Source organism: Terasakiella pusilla DSM 6293, assembly GCF_000688235.1.
GTDB lineage: Bacteria > Pseudomonadota > Alphaproteobacteria > Rhodospirillales > Terasakiellaceae > Terasakiella > Terasakiella pusilla.
Genome location: NZ_JHYO01000003.1, coordinates 68,934 through 85,776, shown reverse-complemented (window position 1 = coordinate 85,776; position 16,843 = coordinate 68,934). Strand labels below are relative to the sequence as shown.

The 16,843-nt window shown below is 49.8% G+C and carries 16 protein-coding genes; 8 read left to right on the top strand and 8 right to left on the bottom strand.

The features are described 5' to 3' along the window. Nucleotides 1-188: 188 nt before the first annotated feature. Nucleotides 189-1,331: a porin gene (locus Q397_RS0102770; protein ID WP_028878111.1), complete on the bottom strand. Its 1,143-nt coding sequence runs from the start codon at nt 1,329-1,331 to the stop codon at nt 189-191. 285 nt (nt 1,332-1,616) lie between these two features. Here Q397_RS0102770 and Q397_RS20785 point away from each other — a divergent pair, with 285 nt between their 5' ends. The 4 genes from Q397_RS20785 to holA are packed head-to-tail and all read left to right on the top strand — an operon-like array spanning nt 1,617 to nt 6,310. Further along, complete coding sequence (locus Q397_RS20785) at nt 1,617-2,138, top strand: DUF3576 domain-containing protein (RefSeq protein ID WP_038012768.1); 522 nt, start codon at nt 1,617-1,619, stop codon at nt 2,136-2,138. Nucleotides 2,139-2,198: 60 nt separating this feature from the next. Further along, on the top strand, nt 2,199-4,763 hold the full coding sequence (leuS, locus tag Q397_RS0102760) for a leucine--tRNA ligase (protein ID WP_028878110.1): 2,565 nt from the start codon (nt 2,199-2,201) through the stop codon (nt 4,761-4,763). After that, on the top strand, nt 4,753-5,271 hold the full coding sequence (locus tag Q397_RS0102755) for a hypothetical protein (RefSeq protein WP_028878109.1): 519 nt from the start codon (nt 4,753-4,755) through the stop codon (nt 5,269-5,271). Before leuS ends, Q397_RS0102755 begins: the two co-directional genes overlap by 11 nt. Nucleotides 5,272-5,281: 10 nt before the next feature. Next, a complete protein-coding gene (gene holA, locus Q397_RS0102750; RefSeq protein ID WP_028878108.1) occupies nt 5,282-6,310 on the top strand; it encodes a DNA polymerase III subunit delta in 1,029 nt (342 codons plus the stop codon). A 6-nt stretch (nt 6,311-6,316) separates the two neighbouring features. Here the strand turns inward: holA and Q397_RS0102745 are convergent, their stop codons facing one another. Next, nucleotides 6,317-7,207, bottom strand: a complete 891-nt coding sequence (locus Q397_RS0102745; protein WP_028878107.1) for a LysR family transcriptional regulator — start codon at nt 7,205-7,207, stop codon at nt 6,317-6,319. A 99-nt stretch (nt 7,208-7,306) separates the two neighbouring features. Between Q397_RS0102745 and Q397_RS20780 the strand changes: the two genes are divergently transcribed. After that, a complete protein-coding gene (locus Q397_RS20780) occupies nt 7,307-7,813 on the top strand; it encodes a GNAT family N-acetyltransferase (RefSeq protein WP_051609642.1) in 507 nt (168 codons plus the stop codon). A 72-nt stretch (nt 7,814-7,885) separates the two neighbouring features. On the opposite strand, the gene Q397_RS20775 is transcribed toward Q397_RS20780, so the two are convergent. The 6 genes from Q397_RS20775 to Q397_RS0102710 all read right to left on the bottom strand — a co-directional run bounded on the left by Q397_RS20775 (nt 7,886) and on the right by Q397_RS0102710 (nt 14,083). Beyond that, complete coding sequence (locus tag Q397_RS20775; protein WP_084148902.1) at nt 7,886-8,893, bottom strand: ParB/RepB/Spo0J family partition protein; 1,008 nt, start codon at nt 8,891-8,893, stop codon at nt 7,886-7,888. Nucleotides 8,894-8,895: 2 nt separating this feature from the next. Beyond that, nucleotides 8,896-9,696, bottom strand: a complete 801-nt coding sequence (locus tag Q397_RS0102730) for a ParA family protein (protein ID WP_028878106.1) — start codon at nt 9,694-9,696, stop codon at nt 8,896-8,898. After that, nucleotides 9,693-10,310 (bottom strand): 16S rRNA (guanine(527)-N(7))-methyltransferase RsmG, encoded by a 618-nt coding sequence (rsmG, locus tag Q397_RS0102725; protein ID WP_028878105.1) that lies wholly within the window; start codon nt 10,308-10,310, stop codon nt 9,693-9,695. Before rsmG ends, Q397_RS0102730 begins: the two co-directional genes overlap by 4 nt. Nucleotides 10,311-10,436: 126 nt before the next feature. Continuing rightward, the gene (mnmG, locus tag Q397_RS0102720) at nt 10,437-12,308 is read right to left on the bottom strand and encodes a tRNA uridine-5-carboxymethylaminomethyl(34) synthesis enzyme MnmG (RefSeq protein ID WP_028878104.1); all 1,872 of its coding nucleotides are present in this window, start codon (nt 12,306-12,308) and stop codon (nt 10,437-10,439) included. A 173-nt stretch (nt 12,309-12,481) separates the two neighbouring features. Further along, on the bottom strand, nt 12,482-13,816 hold the full coding sequence (gene mnmE / locus Q397_RS0102715; RefSeq protein ID WP_028878103.1) for a tRNA uridine-5-carboxymethylaminomethyl(34) synthesis GTPase MnmE: 1,335 nt from the start codon (nt 13,814-13,816) through the stop codon (nt 12,482-12,484). A 12-nt stretch (nt 13,817-13,828) separates the two neighbouring features. Continuing rightward, nucleotides 13,829-14,083, bottom strand: a complete 255-nt coding sequence (locus tag Q397_RS0102710) for a DUF6489 family protein (protein ID WP_028878102.1) — start codon at nt 14,081-14,083, stop codon at nt 13,829-13,831. A 147-nt stretch (nt 14,084-14,230) separates the two neighbouring features. Here Q397_RS0102710 and Q397_RS20770 point away from each other — a divergent pair, with 147 nt between their 5' ends. The 3 genes from Q397_RS20770 to Q397_RS0102700 all read left to right on the top strand — a co-directional run bounded on the left by Q397_RS20770 (nt 14,231) and on the right by Q397_RS0102700 (nt 16,822). Then, nucleotides 14,231-15,652: a thioredoxin domain-containing protein gene (locus Q397_RS20770; protein WP_051609641.1), complete on the top strand. Its 1,422-nt coding sequence runs from the start codon at nt 14,231-14,233 to the stop codon at nt 15,650-15,652. Next, nucleotides 15,630-16,244 carry a YyaL domain-containing protein gene (locus tag Q397_RS25345; RefSeq protein ID WP_051609640.1) on the top strand — a complete coding sequence of 205 codons (615 nt, stop codon included), beginning with the start codon at nt 15,630-15,632 and terminating at the stop codon, nt 16,242-16,244. The genes Q397_RS20770 and Q397_RS25345 overlap by 23 nt, the downstream gene beginning before the upstream one ends. Before the next feature lie 110 nt (nt 16,245-16,354). Continuing rightward, complete coding sequence (locus Q397_RS0102700; protein WP_038012764.1) at nt 16,355-16,822, top strand: methylated-DNA--[protein]-cysteine S-methyltransferase; 468 nt, start codon at nt 16,355-16,357, stop codon at nt 16,820-16,822. Nucleotides 16,823-16,843 lie beyond the last annotated feature (21 nt).

Here is a 16,843-nt window from a genome sequence, read left to right as displayed (position 1 = left end):
TCCTCATTAATAAAATAGTCTGAAACACACCACATGCGAATTCATAAACAATTTCTTTTAAGAGAAAAACATGTAAATGATACTTATTCTTAATTTATTTATATGCGTTGCACAAATATCACATAGAAAAAGGGCATCTCACTTGAGATGCCCTTTGACTTGAAGTTTTTATCTAAACTGAGATCAGATTAGAAGGAAACTTGCAGACCAGTTACGATACCTGTGCCTTCGTTGTCAGCAGTTGTAGGCAGACTGGAGTCGGCAGCATCGTATTCAGCAGAGAATACGGAACCGACCAGAGTCACACCAGCACCGAGGTCATAGGAAGCACCTAGCACCCAAGTTTTAGCTGTATCTTCCAAAGCAGAGTTCGCTGCAGCATCTTCTTCGAAAGAAGCATAAGACAGAGACACGCCGTAAGGACCAGTTTCGTAAGAAACGCCAAGATCCCAACCAGAAGAATCTACGTCTTTGATGCTACGCTCGTTCTTTGTTTTACGGTAAGAACCGCCAACTGTGAAACCAGCAACACCAACAGACACACCAGCACGGTAAGACTCACGATCTTCGAAATCAGGACCAGTTGTGCCACCATTGTTGTTTTGTTGGTAAGTTACGTCAGCACCGAAAGAAACGCCACCGAAGTCACCGTTGTAAGCGATACCAGCATCCCAAGCAGTGTCAGCGTTAGTGTTGTTACCACCAACGTTAACCGGGCCTTCAATTGCCGTGTTGTTAACGTCCAAACCGTAAGAGAAACCAGCCTGGAAACCACCAAGGTTCGGTGTCCAGTATACGATTTTCTGACCATCGTTACCTTCAGATGCAGTCATAGTCTGATCAGAGTAAACGTAAGTTTCACGGTTGTCGCCATCACTACCTGCGTTCATACGCTTAGCAGTTTGTGTCGGGCGAGCAATCCAATCAGAAACGTCACCGTCGTTATTGCCGATAGCTACGTTCGGAGCAGAGTGAGACAATGCGTAAGCAGCGCCTTTAGTCTGACCGATGCGCAGACGACCCATGGAGTCGCTGGAGATTTGCAGGAATACATCATCACCACCAGCATCGTCACGGTCAGCATAACGATCGATATTTACGCTAACAGTCAAGCCGTTATCCAGAGTAGTGGAACCACGGAAGTACAGCTCAGTTTCAGAGTTGATGTTTACTTCAGCAAAATCTTCCTGCAGGTCGTCATCCTGAGAAACATAACCAACGTATTGGTTCATGTAACCGCCAACAGACAGTTTGATCGGGTCAGCAGCGTTTGCAGAAGAAACTGCAGCAACAGCTACGATAGCTGTAGAAGCTACGAGAAGCTTTTTCATTTAGATAATCCCCTAATATAAGGTTTTGATTTCAACATTTGCAATTGATGTACCCACACACCTTTTGCGTGAGGGCATTAAAGGCTGATCGAACCCAAAGGTCAAGCATGCCAAACTGTCTCCTGTGACTTTTTTCCACCATTGTTGCAAAAAACACACACATCTGACCTAAGTCTTAATAGGAAGTTAAGCAAATGACCTCAAATAGCTTGATTGGACTTGCATTTTGCCCCACCCGAGGGCATACCTCATTCTTAAGAGATTTCCCGTATTCAGGATGTTTTAATGACCTATTTTGTTCGTGTTTTTTGTTTAGTTACCCTGATTGCCACCCTAAGTGCATGCTCAGGAGTTAACGTTTCCGAGCCCTATTTGCCCAACGATCGCTGGGATCAGCGCGAGAAACGCCAGTCTGTTTTTGGGGGTGAAGGTCTGACCTTTGGCGATTCGAAAGCAGAAAGACAAGATCAAGGCGGGACAGGCATTGGTGTTAACGGCTATCTGTGGCGTGCAACACTGGATACCATTTCCTTTATGCCACTGGCGTCCGCCGATCCGTTTGGCGGGGTTGTGTTGACAGACTGGCACACACCAAGCACCTCGCCAAACGAACGTTTTAAATTAAATGTCTATATCTTGGGGCAAGCCTTGCGCGCCGATGGTATTCGCGTCGCGGCCTTCCGTCAGGTGAGAAACAACGTCAACGAATGGCAAGCGATCGATATGGACCCGAAGGCGGTCACGGATATCGAAAATGCGATCCTGACCCGTGCACGTCAATTACGCACTGAAAGCATGACTCAATAACAGTATATCTGTCCTTCGCCCCGATTAGACGAAACCAGTTACATATATATAAAGAAAACCATGGCCCGTTATAACTTCAAAGAAACCGAATCCAAGTGGCAGTCCTTCTGGGAAAAGAACGAGACTTTTAAAGTCACAGAAGACCCCACTAAAAAAAAATACTATGTCTTGGAAATGTTCCCCTACCCCAGCGGACGCATCCATATGGGCCATGTGCGTAACTACACTTTAGGCGATGTTGTCGCTCGTTACAAAAAAGCCAGCGGTTTTAACGTTCTTCACCCCATGGGTTGGGATGCGTTTGGTCTGCCTGCAGAAAACGCAGCCATGGACGCCGGCGTCCATCCGGGGGAATGGACCTATAAAAACATCGCAGACATGCGCGCCCAGCTTAAAACCATGGGCCTATCCTACGATTGGGACCGTGAAGTGGCGACCTGCGATCCTGACTATTACCAGCACGAACAAAAAATGTTCCTGGATTTCCTTAAAAACGATCTGGTCTATCGCAAAGAAAGCTGGGTCAACTGGGATCCGGTGGAAAATACCGTTCTTGCCAACGAACAAGTGGTTGACGGTTGTGGCTGGCGCTCCGGTGTACCGGTTGAGCGCCGCAAGTTGAACCAATGGTTCCTGAAAATTACCGATTTTGCAGAAGACCTGCGCGTTGCCTTAAAAGACCTCGATCGCTGGCCTGATAAAGTCCGCATCATGCAGGAAAACTGGATTGGTCGTTCTGAAGGCATGCGTCTGGCGTGGAAACTTGCGGATCGCGACGATTCGATTGAGGTTTACACCACCCGCCCGGATACACTGTACGGAGCATCTTTCATCGCGATTTCAGCAAACCACCCGCTGGCAGCAGAAATTGCTGAGAATAATACCGATCTTCAAGCCTTCATTGAAGAATGTAACAAAATGGGGACATCTGAAGAGGCGATCGAGAAGGCAGAGAAAAAAGGCATCAACACCGGCCTCAAAGTCAAACACCCGCTGGATGACAGTTGGGAACTGCCCGTTTATGTCGCTAACTTCGTGCTAATGGAATATGGCACAGGCGCTGTCTTCGGTTGCCCAAGCGGTGACCAGCGCGACCTTGATTTCGCCCGCAAATATGGTTTGCCGGTTGTGCCCGTGGTTTGCCCGAAAGACGTTGATCCTGCTGAGTTTACCATTGAGAATAAAGCCTTCACCGACGATGGTGTCATGATCAATTCCGATTTCATGACAGGCATGACAGTTGCCGAAGCGAAAGAAGCTATTTTTGCCAAATGTGCCGAACTCGGTGTGGGCGAAAAAGAAGTGAATTATCGCCTGCGTGACTGGGGGGTTTCGCGTCAACGGTATTGGGGGTGTCCGATCCCGGTCATTCACTGTGACGATTGCGGTATTGTAGAGGTTCCTGCCGATCAGTTGCCTGTGGAACTGCCAAAGGATGTTGACTTCGATACGCCCGGCAACCCGCTAGACCGTCACCCGACGTGGAAAAACGTCGATTGCCCGTGCTGTGGTAAACCGGCGCAGCGTGAAACAGACACGTTCGACACCTTCTTCGAATCGTCTTGGTATTTCGCCCGCTATTGCTCCCCTAAATCTGAAAATGGGATCGATAAAGCCGCGGCTGATTACTGGATGTCCGTCGATCAATATATCGGTGGCGTGGAACATGCCGTCCTTCACCTGCTTTATTCCCGTTTCTTCACGCGCGCCTTGAAGAAATGCGGCTATCTCTCTGCAGAAGAACCTTTTGCGGGTCTTCTGACACAAGGGATGATCTGCCACGAAACCTATAAAGACGCCGATGGCAAATGGGTTATGCCGTCTGAAACCGTGCAAACAGAAGATGGCAAAACCGTGCATCGCGATGATGGCCGCCCGGTCGAGGTTGGCCCGTCCATCAAAATGTCTAAATCCAAGAAAAACGTGGTCGATCCGGAAATGATCATTGCCACATATGGGGCCGATACCGCCCGTTTGTTTATGTTGTCCGACAGCCCACCGGAACGCGATCTGGAATGGACCGATTCGGGTGTAGATGGCGCGTGGCGTTATCTCAACCGTTTGTGGCGTCTGATTACGGAGCCTAAAGCCCCTTATGCCGGCGTTGGCAGCCCTCAGCCGGCAAACCTGTCCGCTGATGCTCAAAAAGTTCGCAGCACCGTTCATAAGACAATTGACGCTGTTACAGACGACCTCGGCAAGTTCCACTTTAATAAAGCTGTGGCGCGCTTGCGTGAACTCACCAATACATTGGGGGCCCTTGATGGTGTTGAAGGCGATGACAGCTGGGTTTTGCGTGAAGGCTATGAATATCTGGTGCGCCTGATTGCGCCGATGACACCGCATATTGCTGCTGAGCTTTGGGCTGAACTGGGCCATGATAGCACCCTCTGCGATGTTGCTTGGCCCGTCGCGGACAAAGCCCTGCTGGTTGAAGATAACGTCATCCTGCCAATCCAGATCAACGGTAAGCGCCGCGATCAGTTGGAAGTCCCAAAAGACATGGACAAAGGCGAAGTCGAAAAACTAGCCTTGGCTTCTGACAAGGTACAAGCTGCCTTGGAAGGTAAAGCTCCGAAAAAAGTTATTGTTGTCCCCAACCGGATTGTGAACATTGTTGCATAAACTCTTTCATAAAAACTTTCTGATCGTTTTGTTGGTTGCCATGGGCGTGAGTGCCTGTGGCTACCAGCCTTTGCATGGCAACCGCAAAACCGCCCAGAATACAAAAATGAAAAATGAACTAGCCCGTATCTGGATTAATGAAATTCCGGATCGGGAAGGTCAACAATTGCACAATGAATTACTTAACCTTTTCAACGTTAAAGGCCGCCCTGCTCATCCAAAGTATAAATTAAAGGTGTCTTACAACGAATCCACAAGCGGTTTAGGGATCGGTAAAGACGAATTTGCCACACGTGCAAATATGTCAGTGAGCGCCACGTTCCATTTATCCGGAGCTGTGACTTTCAGCGGGGTCAGCCAATCTGTTGTTACGTATAACATCCTGACCTCACCAACGGGAACAGAGTTTGCCAAACGCGACGCCCGTAAACGCGCTATTCAAAATGTCGCAACTGATATCCACCGCCGGATCACGGTACATCTTCTTTCAGCAAAAACAGAGCAATAAGGCCTGAAATATGAAGATCACGGCAGGAAAAGCCGACGGTTTTATTAAAAACCCTCCCGCAGACGTACGCTGTATCCTCATTTATGGGCCTGACCAGGGCTTGGTCTTTGAACGCTCTAAAGCCCTAGCATCTACTGTTCTCGATGATCTTAACGACCCGTTTAACTCGGTTGTTCTGCAAGCCAGTGACGTAAAATCGGACCCAGCCATTGTTGCCGATGAAGCCGCTGCTATGTCCCTTACCGGTGGTCGGCGCTTTATCCGTATTCAGGACGCGGCTGACGCCCTGACAAGCGCCTTTAAAAACTATCTGGAAGACCCTATTGGCGATGCTATCATCGTATTGGAAGGCGGCGATTTGGGCCCGCGTTCCACCCTTCGTAAACTGTTTGAAGCTGATAAATCAATTTGCGCGGCGCTCCCCTGTTATGGGGATGAGGGCCGAAACCTGTCTGAAGTCGTGCGCGATACTTTGCAAAAGCACGGTCTGAGCGCCGATCGCGATGCGATGGGCTATCTGCTCAATCATCTTGGGTCTGACCGGCAAGTCAGCCGCGGGGAACTGGAAAAACTCGCCATTTATATGGGTGATGAAACCACCGTCACCATGGAACATGCCATGGCTTGCGTGGGCGATAGCGGTGCTTTTTCGCTAGACAACGTCACTATGGCTGCGGCTAGTGGTGATCACGCGGCCTTGGAAACCGCCCTTCTGCGCTGCTTTGATGAAGGCAACCAACCCATCATGATTCTGCGCATGCTGGCCCGTCATTTCCATAAGCTGCATCTGGCGAAAGGCCACATGCAAAAAGGTCTGAATATTGATCAGGCGATGGCAAAACTACGTCCCCCGATCATTTTTAAACAGGCCCCCGCCTTTAAAAAGCAGCTCGGGAGCTGGGATTTAGCGCGTATTTCAATGGCTATGGATATCCTCACGGAAGCGGAATCTGATTGTAAAATCACCGGAAATCCACCTGAAACAGTCTGTTCACGCGCCCTGATGCGTATTTCACAAGCCGCCCGCGCCCGCCGCTAACTCAATTTAGCTAAACCATGCCCGCCGATCGCGATCAAACAGGTTCAGGATATACTCTTTTACCGCCTGAATTCGCGCTGTCTGGCTGGTTTGTTCGTGGGTCACCAGATAAATCGGCATTTCAAAAAGGTCGCAGGGCAGATCAAGGATCATCAAATCCGTCACCGTATGACTGTAAAACCGGGGCAGCATACCGAGTCCCATACCAGAACGCAGCGCACTCACAAACCCCATGGCGCTATTGCTTTGAAAAACCACCTGATCATGGTTTTTGACGGTTTCCTGCCATAAAGACAGTACTTTACTCTCCTTATACCCCAGATAATCCACGATCTTATGACCTGCCAGATCGCCCCAGTTTTTAGGCTGTCCAAATTGATCAATATAAGAGGGCGCGGCAAAAACGTGAAACTTGACCACTCCAACCCGTTTCACCTTTAAATCCGGTTGGGTTGGTTCTTTCAAACGAATCGCAATATCAGCTTCCCGGTTAGACAGATCAACCATATGCCCTTCACTCATCACATTGAGCGAGATTTTAGGATAGGCTTTTTGAAACCCGGCAAGGTTGGGCGTGAGCCAAAAGGATCCCAGACCATCGGTGACGGAAATTTTCACCCACCCATTCAAGGCTTCATCCGCGCCCTTCGCCATCTGATGAAGTTCGGCTGCGGACTTTTCCATCTGCTGCACATGATCCAGCAAACGACGACCATCCGGCGTGAGCGTCATACCATGACGTTGACGATCAAAAAGCTTGCACCCCAAGTTCTGCTCCAGATGATCAATGCGTCGACCGACTGTCGAGCCGTTTACAGAGAGGCTGTCAGCCGCAGCAGAGAAGCTCCCCGTACGTGCCACCATCAAGAAATAGCGTAAATCATCCCAGTTCTGCATTTTTGCATTCCGTAATTGCAACATTACCTATTTATAGCCATATTTATGCATGGTAATCTACATAAAATATCAATTTAATTGCTTTTATGCAGGTCTGAAATGAAAGAACTTAAAAACGGTTTTACGGTCAAATCCGGCTATCAAAATGGCCTCGTCGGCTGGGTCACAAACCAGCACGGCCAAGTCTATCGGGAAAAATGGAATCTCGGTCAATTTTTTGAATGTCAGGTCGCACGTGAGCTTTGTGATTTCATGGACACCCATCAACCTCTCAATTCACAAATCTGGTCTCTTCAGAAAAATGATCAATTTTTTGGGTCGATCACATTGGACGGCAGTAAGGCCAATCAAGACGGTGCGCAGCTACGATGGTTTATCCTTGATGAAAAAGCACGAGGGTTCGGCTTGGGTCGATTGCTTCTCAACACAGCGATTCGATTTGCCTATGATCGAAGCTTTCCTTCCATCCACCTCTACACCCTTACCGGGTTAGAAGCTGCCGCAACTCTCTATAAGTCCTGTGGGTTTCAAGAGGAAGATCGACAGATCAGTGATCGATGGGGCAAGGGAATTGAGATTGCAAAATTTCGCCTCCCACTGACCTAATCTCCTCCTTACAAACAAAAAAAAGAGGCTCAATCACCTGAGCCTCTTTTACTTTATGGAGCGTTAAACTTATTAAAGTTTGCTCAATTCGACTTCAACATCCTGTTCACTCACCGGATCAAGATCAGCAGACTGATCGTTTCCTGTACGGCCATGATGACCATGGCTCAAACGATGGAGAAGATCATCCAATTGCTCTAGAGATGTATATTGCAGACTTAAAGTCCCACCTTTTGACTGTACGCTGATATTGACTTTTACACCTAACAAGTCTGTCAAATCACGTTCCAGAGCGACGGTATCCGCGTCTTTTTCTTTTTTGGCTTTTGCGCGTCCTTCAACGCCCGCCGTCTTCACAAGACTTTCTGTTTGGCGAACGTTCAAGCCCTTTTTAATCACCTGTTTGGCGACCTCGGCAGGTTCGTTACAGTTCAACAAGGCGCGGGCATGGCCTGTTGTCAGCACCCCATCATCCAGATAACCTTTAACTTCTTCCGGCAACGCCAGAAGACGCATCATATTGGCAACGTGAGAACGGCTTTTCCCCAAGGCTTTAGACAAGGCTTCCTGCGTGTGGCTAAACTCCTCCATCAAGCGGCTATAGCCTTCCGCTTCTTCCAATGGGGACAGGTCTTGACGTTGCAGGTTCTCGATCAGGGCGATTTCTGCGGCGTCCTGATCATCCATTTCTTTGACAATTACTGGGACTTCGTGCAATTGCGCACGTTGGGCGGCTTGCCAGCGACGTTCCCCTGCGATGATCTCATATTCCCCCACATGATTAGGGTGCGGGCGGACCAAGATCGGCTGTAAAATCCCTTTTTCTTTGATGGAATCTGCTAAACCTTCGATCGCTTCTTCTTTAAAGGTCTGACGCGGCTGATACTTACCCGGGATCAACAGGCTGATTGCAATCGTCTTCTGATTCCCGGAACGCAGCGGTACAACATCAGCGGAAGGTGCTGCACTGGCAGATGTGTCCATAGAGAGTGTGTGATCCTCAACAACACTTGCCGTCTCATCTCCCAACAGGGCGGAGAGCCCACGGCCCAGGCTTTTCCGTTTGTTTTCTTTCACCATTCTTATGCTGCTTTCCTATTTTCGCGTCTTAATACTTCACTTGCCAAATGTAAATAGGCTTTAGAACCTGCACATTTATGATCATATAAAAGCACCGGTTTACCATGAGACGGCGCTTCTGATACCCGCACGTTTCGGGGGATCACGGTCTCATACACCTTCTCACCAAAGAACTCCCGCACATCGTCTGCGACCATATCGCTCAAATTATTGCGCTTATCAAACATGGTCAAAACGATGCCTTGAATTTCAAGCGCCGGATTGAAGTTTTTCTTCACCCGTTCAATGGTTTTGACCAAAGCGGTAATCCCTTCCAAAGCAAAAAATTCGCATTGCAGCGGGACCATAACCGCGTCTGAAGCCACCAACGCATTGATGGTCAACATCCCCAAGGCGGGAGGGCAATCAATCAAAACAAAATCATATCCCGTGACATCGCTTAGCGATTCCCGCAAGCAATATTGCGGACGATCAAGCTCTGGGATTTCAATTTCTGCACCAGCTAAATCGGTGCCGGACGGGATGACAGACAGATTCGGGATCGCACTTTTCTGGATGGCACCTTCAACCTCGATATCCCCCATCATGACATGATAGGCATTGCGGGCACGCTTGCTATGGTCAATCCCCAGGCCTGTGCTGGCGTTGCCTTGCGGGTCCAGATCCAGCACCAACGTCTTTTTACCCACAGCCGCCAAAGCGGTCGCAAGGTTAATCGTAGTTGTGGTTTTGCCCACCCCACCTTTTTGGTTGGCTATAGCGATAATGCGCGGCTTGACCGGAGAAGTCGTTTGGTCCGTCATTTTCGTGTCATCCTTTCGATGATAAGTACCTTCCCTTCGTGGTCAGATACACTCCCATGGCTTTGATACTCAAAGTTCCAATTCTTTTGCGCCTCACGGATTTCTTCTTCCGTCTTACGGCCCTTTAGAAAAATACAGGTGCCATCAGGTTTGCGTAAGTTTGCCGAAAAGCCCAAAAGCTTTTCCAAACTCGCCAAAGCCCGTGATGTCACCACATCGGCAAATTCCGTTTCTTTTACATCGTCAATACGGCAGTTATGGATGGTCACCGGCGTTTCTGTCGCGCGTGCAACCTCGCGCACAAACGCCATCTTGCGCATATCGGAATCAACCATATGCACGTCTTCAACACCCATGATCGCCAAGACCAGACCGGGGAACCCTGCCCCACAGCCAATATCGACCAATGTTTTTGTTTGATTTGGTAGGAAGGGAAAAACCTGTGCAGAATCCAGCAAATGACGGGTCCACAAATCATCGAGTGTTGAGTTGCTCACCAGATTGATTTTGGCCTGCCACTTGACCAACAGGTCCGCATAGACTTGCAGTTTGTCCAATGTTTCACGTGAAACATCAAGTGCGTTCCATTGATCTTGTTGTGCTGCAAATCCCATTTTTCACCCCAAAAATATAGCTTAGCTATAAATCTACCCTATTTTTTTACCTTCGTCTCGCAAATTCAACGCCGACAAAGGCGAGTTCTGTCCAAAAATCTTAGAAACAGAATTAAAAAATTAACCTTAAGCGACTTTGTTTGATTTGTTGCGCTTGACGTAACTCAGCAACGCCGTCAAGGCCGCTGGCGTAATCCCAGAAATCCGCGCTGCTGCCCCTAACGTAGACGGCTTATGCTGCGCGAGTTTACTACGGACTTCGGTGGACATACCTTCAATAGACATATAGTCCAGATCAGCCGGCAGCGACAAACTCTCATCACGACGGAAAGCCCGAATATCAGCTTCCTGACGTTCCAGATATCCGGCATAGCGCCCTTCAATCTCGACCTGTTCCGCCACTGCGCCGGTGATATCGTTCAGTTCCGGCCAAATCTCTTTGACCTTTTCCAGCGGGGCATCGGGATACGCCAACAACGCCATCGCGGTGCGGCGTTGCCCATCCATATTTACCTTGATCCCAAACTTAGCCAGTTCCTGCGGGGTGGCACTTAACGCCAACATACGGGCCTTCGCCTCATGAATCGCTTTTTCTTTCACCTCAAACGCGCGCGCACGGGCACCGGAGATACACCCGACCTCCATGCCCAAACGGGTGAGGCGTTGATCCGCGTTATCTGCGCGCAGGATCAACCGATATTCCGCACGCGATGTAAACATGCGGTACGGCTCGTTCGTGCCCTTTGTCACCAGATCATCGGCCAACACGCCGATATAGGCGGTCGCACGATCAAAGATAAAATCTCTTTCCGCACCGGATGCTTTCAGCGCCGCATTGACGCCTGCCATCAAACCTTGGGCCGCGGCTTCTTCATAGCCGGTTGTGCCGTTGATTTGTCCAGCAAAGTATAAACGATTGACCTTACGTGTCTCAAATGTCTCATAAAGCTCACGCGGATCAGCGTAGTCATATTCAATCGCATAAGCTGGCTTTAGGGCCTCGACCTTTTCCAGACCCGGAATAGAGCGCATAAAGGCCATCTGCACATCACGCGGCAAAGAGGTGGAAATACCGTTCGGATAGACACTATCGGTGTCCAACCCTTCTGGCTCCAAGAAGATTTGGTGGCTGGTCTTTTCCGCAAAGCGCACGACCTTATCTTCAATCGACGGACAATAACGCGGCCCCATACCCTGAATCTGACCGGAATAAACCGGTGCCTGATCCATGTTCGAGCGGATGATCTCGTGTGTCTCTTCCGTCGTGCGGGTGATATAACACGGGATCTGCGGCGTGGTGATCTTGTCGGTCATAAAGGAAAACGGCTGTGGCGGTGTGTCGCCATCTTGGCGTTGCAGGCTGTCCCAATCAATGGTCTTGCCATCCAGTCGCGCCGGTGTCCCTGTTTTGAGACGACCGAGATCAAATTTAAGGCGCGCCAAGGTCTTTGCCAAACCGATGGAAGGATCATCCCCCATCCGGCCTGCGGACCATGTTTCTTTCCCGATATGGATCAACCCGTTAAGGAACGTGCCTGTGGTCAAAATGACTGCACCCGCGCGTAAGGTTTCCCCTGCCCCGGTGATCACACCGGTGACTTGCTTGTCCGCTGCATCGAGCACCAGATCTTCGGCGGTGCCTTCCATCAGTTCCAAATTCTCTTGGGAAGACATGAGCGCTTGCATGGCTTGCTTATACAGCTTGCGATCCGCCTGCGCCCGCGGTCCCCGTACCGCTGGTCCTTTTGACTGGTTTAGCATCCGAAACTGGATGCCGCCCTCGTCAATGGCACGGCCCATCACCCCGTCAAGCGCATCAACTTCGCGCACGAGGTGACCTTTCGCCAATCCGCCAATGGCTGGATTACACGACATCTCGCCGATACCGTCTAATTTTTGTGTCAGAAGAAGGGTCTTAGCCCCCATACGCGCACTCGCCGCCGCAGCTTCGCAGCCAGCATGTCCGCCACCGATAACAATCACGTCAAATGTCTTCATAGGGCGCAATGTATGTTTCCGCACCCCTGAAGTCAATTTCCAAAATGAAGCTTTTCCACATCTGTGGATAATTTAGGGGATAAGCCCGTTCATAACTTGCCGACCAGATAAGTTTAAACTTTTTAAATTACCTTATCGGCCCGAAATGAGGTCAGTGTTTCACGTGAAACATCTTATTTGCCGATACAGAAATCGCTAAAAACCACATCCAAAACATCTTCAACGTCGATTCGTCCCGTGATACGGCCCAAAGATCGGGTCGCCATACGCAAATCCTCCGCCGCCAATTCTGCCAGATCAATCTGCGCAAAACGGACTAGGGACTGAACGCAATCCTCCAACGCCTCGCGATGACGTGCGCGTGTCAGGGCGGGTGCTCCGGTCATCATACAGCGCTCCGCCACTTCCTGCTCCAGTGCTTTGAAGAAGTCAGCCAACCCCTCCCCCGACTTTGCCGACATATATAAAGGAGTGCGCCCTTGAAGATCCCCGACATCGGGTTTGGACGCTTTATCGATTTTGTTAAAGACCACCAGACTATCTTCGTCGATCAAAGATAACGCCTTTTCATCCAAGTTGGGCCAGTCGGAACTATCAAACAGAATGACTTTCAGGTCAGCTTGTTCTGCCGTTGATTGGGCGCGACGAATACCTTCCACCTCGATCACATCTTCGCTGTGACGGATACCTGCGGTATCTGACACCACGACCGGATAGCCGCCAATGTCCAAATGGCTTTCAATCACATCGCGGGTGGTCCCCGCAATATCGGACACAATCGCCACTTCGCGCTTTGCCAGATGGTTCAGCAAACTGGATTTCCCCGCATTAGGTGGTCCCACAATGGCAAGGCGCACGCCATCGCGCAGCATCTCGCCGCGATGACCGTCTTTTAAATGATCTTCAATTTCCCCCTGAAGGGTGGCGACTTTGGCGCGCACACCAGCTTCTACCTCTTCCGGTAAATCTTCATCAGGGAAGTCGATCACCGCTTCAAAATGCGCAAGGACGCGAACGATCCGATCTGCCCAGTCATTATAAAGCGACCCCAAAGCCCCATCCATTTGGCGCAAGGCTTGTTTGGCTTGAGCGCGGGTTTCCGCATGGATGAGATCTGCCAGCCCCTCTGCCGCGGTTAAATCCATCTTGTCATTTTCAAAGGCACGGCGGGTAAATTCCCCCGGTTCCGCCAATCGTAAACCGTCAAATCCGGCTAAGATTTCCTGCACAGATTGGACAACCGCCCGCCCCCCGTGGACCTGCAGCTCCACCACATCTTCCCCCGTAAAGCTGTTGGGGCCGGGGAAATAGAGCGCAAGGCCATCATCCAAACGATCCCCAGAAACAGGATCAGTCAAAAGCACGCGATGGGCATAGCGCGGCTTAAAGGTCTCTTTACCTGAAAGCTGTTGCAAAACGGTGAGGGCATGGGGACCGGACAAGCGGATCACAGCCACGCCACAACGCCCTGCCCCACTGGCAAGTGCGTATATGGTTTGATCAAACATAATTGAAAAACTTTATTCGTTAGAGCTGTTGCCCATCGGGTTTTTACCAAACTGCGCCCAGAACATCTTTTGCAATTGCTCCATATTAGAGATCCCGGCGGGCAACCATGTTTTCATCATAGTGTCCGGGTCCATTGCTGCCAAATTGGCTTTCATACGTTCTTCGACTTCTTTCATCATCATTTCCTGCATGGGTTTGACGTCTGGCAATCCCATAAAGGTACGGGCTTCTTCCGGTGTGCAATCAATATTGATGGTGATCTTCATTTTTCCAAACCCCGACCTAATGACAAAACTGTCTTATACTGTGACAATCTTTTACGTCAAGGTCCATCCCTCTTCGAAAAAAAGTAGTTGTTATTTCCCCCAAAAACCTAAACTCTGATCCCATGACGATCTCTTAGAAAGAAAGCTATGTCCGAAAACCGTCTTGGTTCCCTTAAAAGCCCCTATCTTCTTCAGCATGCCGACCATCCGGTCCATTGGCAGCCTTGGGGGGAAGACGCTTTTGAGCAAGCACGCGCAGAAAACAAGCCGATCCTGTTGTCTATTGGATATGCCGCCTGTCATTGGTGTCACGTCATGGCCCATGAATCGTTTGCCGATTGCGCAACCGCCCAGGTCATGAACGCGCTTTATATTAATGTTAAAGTCGATCGCGAAGAACATCCCGATGTGGATGCCATCTATCAAAAAGCACTTATGATGATGGGCCAGCAAGGCGGATGGCCCCTGACCATGTTTTTAACACCGGCGGGGGAACCTTTTTGGGGTGGCACCTATTTTCCGCCTCGCGCTGCCTACGGTCGTCCGTCTTTTGTCAATGTGCTACAAAATATCTCCAATGCCTATGCCCATCAAAAAGACGATATCACCCAAAATGTCACCAGCCTGTGTGACGCCCTGATAAAAGACAGTCAACCCAAAGGGGACGGTAGTTTAACGCTTGAGGATTTAAAGACCGCAGGCAGCTATATTTTACGGGTTTTAGACCCCCGCTATGGCGGGATGCATGGGGCGCCCAAATTCCCTCAGCCCGTCCTGTTTGATTTCCTTTGGCGGGTGAGCGCCCTTAAACAAGATGACCGATTAGCTGATCTGGTTGAGCTTACCTTAAAAAGAATGTGTTTGGGCGGCATCTATGATCAAATCGGCGGAGGCTTTGCGCGCTATTCCACCGATGCAGAATGGCTCGCCCCGCACTTTGAAAAGATGCTCTATGACAATGCCCAGCTGATCTCGTTAATGACCTTAGTCTGGCGCAAAACGCGCGCCCCTCTCCTAAAACAATGCATTGCCGACACCATCGACTGGGTCTTTCGCGAGATGTCAGTTGAGGGTTGCAACGCAGGCTTTGCCCTCGCCTCTACCCTTGATGCCGATAGCGAAGGCGTGGAAGGCAAATTCTACGTCTGGTCAGAACAGGAAATTGACGAGCTGTTGGGGGAACAAGCCGACAGCTTTAAACAAACCTACGATGTCACCGCCCAAGGCAATTGGGAAGGTCATACTATCCTACGTCGTGTCCTCCCCCTAAAGGAAGAGGCAGAAGAAAAACAGCTTACTCACTGCCGACAGATTTTATTAAAGGAACGGGCAAAACGCATCCACCCACAACGCGATGATAAAGTCCTGTGTGATTGCAATTGCCTAATGATCAAAGCCCTGTGTGAAGCGGGCGCCGTCTTTGATCGCCCCGACTGGATCGATAAAGCCAAAATCATCATGGATCAGATGAACACACTGATGGTTAAAGACGGCGTGCTCTATCATAGTTGGTGCGCAGGCCATCATACCTCCCCTGCTTACCTTGATGGCCGGGCTCGCGCTTTATAATGTCACGGGGGAAGCCTCCTACCTCGCCCAAGCTGAAGATCATGTTCGCCATATCGATACCCACTTTTGGGATGAGGACACCCAAGGTTATAATTTTTCAACCAACCAGACGATCAATGGATTAAACCTCCATCCCAAACCCATTCTTGATACCGCGACACCGTCGGGCAATGGGGTCATGGCCACTGTGCTTGCCGACCTGTTTCACCTGAGCGGAAAGAAGACTTATCAAAATCGCTTGACCCAACTGGTCCAGACCTTTGGCACCAAAAATCCCAATGATATTTTCTCCATGCCCAGCCTTTGTAGCGCCCTCATTCGTCTGGAGGAGACTCAAACCGTCTGTATCATCGGTGACTCAGCTGAAAATGACACTAAGTTATTGATTAAAAAAATTTATATATCTTCAACCCCCCATTTAAAAATTCTACTAGCAGATGGTAAACAGGCCTATCCGATCGATCATCCCCTGCATAAAAAGTCTCAGATTGCCGATAAACCAACTGCTTATGTTTGCCGTCTCGGGACTTGTTCACCGCCTGTGACTGACCCGACAGCACTCGCCTCCCTCCTCACACCACTAGGCGACTAAGCCCCCTCTCTCCAGCCACCTTAAAAAAACATCGTGTGCAGTTATTTAAAAGCCCTTATTATTCTGTCTGCGATATAACTGCCCGACCCCAAGTTTAAGAGAACAATAAAATGGATATCACCTGCACCTCCCTCATGACCCCCGTTGGTACCTTGTCTTTATTTGAAGATGAGGGAAAGATCGTCGTTGTGGAATGGGGTCAAGCGCCAAAGGGAACAGAAACCCCTTTATTGACGGAGGCCAAGGCCCAGCTTTCAGCTTACTTCAGTGCCAAGCTCACCAAGTTTGATCTGCCGCTTGATCCCTACGGCAGCGATTTTCAAAAGAAGGTCTGGCAAGCCATGTGCGAGATCCCCTTTGGCCAAACCGCCACCTACGGCGAGATTGCCAAAAAATTAGACAGCTCCCCGCGTGCTGTGGGGGGCGCCTGTGGGAAAAACCCGATCCCGATCATCATCCCCTGCCATCGCATCGTGGGCAGCAACGGCAAACTCACCGGCTATTCCGGCGGCGAAGGCGTGGAAACGAAAATCCAGCTCTTGCGCATGGAAGAAGCCGTCGCCACATCCTTGCTATAATCCTTAAAAAACAAGAGAAGA

Bases quoted from the DNA above. Each gene is read 5' to 3' on its own strand.
- Q397_RS0102770 (WP_028878111.1), bottom strand. From the start codon at position 1,331: ATGAAAAAGCTTCTCGTAGCTTCTACAGCTATCGTAGCTGTTGCTGCA.
- Q397_RS20785 (WP_038012768.1), top strand. From the start codon at position 1,617: ATGACCTATTTTGTTCGTGTTTTTTGTTTAGTTACCCTGATTGCCACC.
- leuS (WP_028878110.1), top strand. From the start codon at position 2,199: ATGGCCCGTTATAACTTCAAAGAAACCGAATCCAAGTGGCAGTCCTTC.
- holA (WP_028878108.1), top strand. From the start codon at position 5,282: ATGAAGATCACGGCAGGAAAAGCCGACGGTTTTATTAAAAACCCTCCC.
- Q397_RS0102745 (WP_028878107.1), bottom strand. From the start codon at position 7,207: ATGCAGAACTGGGATGATTTACGCTATTTCTTGATGGTGGCACGTACG.
- Q397_RS20780 (WP_051609642.1), top strand. From the start codon at position 7,307: ATGAAAGAACTTAAAAACGGTTTTACGGTCAAATCCGGCTATCAAAAT.
- Q397_RS20775 (WP_084148902.1), bottom strand. From the start codon at position 8,893: ATGGTGAAAGAAAACAAACGGAAAAGCCTGGGCCGTGGGCTCTCCGCC.
- Q397_RS0102730 (WP_028878106.1), bottom strand. From the start codon at position 9,696: ATGACGGACCAAACGACTTCTCCGGTCAAGCCGCGCATTATCGCTATA.
- rsmG (WP_028878105.1), bottom strand. From the start codon at position 10,310: ATGGGATTTGCAGCACAACAAGATCAATGGAACGCACTTGATGTTTCA.
- mnmG (WP_028878104.1), bottom strand. From the start codon at position 12,308: ATGAAGACATTTGACGTGATTGTTATCGGTGGCGGACATGCTGGCTGC.
- mnmE (WP_028878103.1), bottom strand. From the start codon at position 13,816: ATGTTTGATCAAACCATATACGCACTTGCCAGTGGGGCAGGGCGTTGT.
- Q397_RS0102710 (WP_028878102.1), bottom strand. From the start codon at position 14,083: ATGAAGATCACCATCAATATTGATTGCACACCGGAAGAAGCCCGTACC.
- Q397_RS20770 (WP_051609641.1), top strand. From the start codon at position 14,231: ATGTCCGAAAACCGTCTTGGTTCCCTTAAAAGCCCCTATCTTCTTCAG.
- Q397_RS25345 (WP_051609640.1), top strand. From the start codon at position 15,630: ATGGCCGGGCTCGCGCTTTATAATGTCACGGGGGAAGCCTCCTACCTC.
- Q397_RS0102700 (WP_038012764.1), top strand. From the start codon at position 16,355: ATGGATATCACCTGCACCTCCCTCATGACCCCCGTTGGTACCTTGTCT.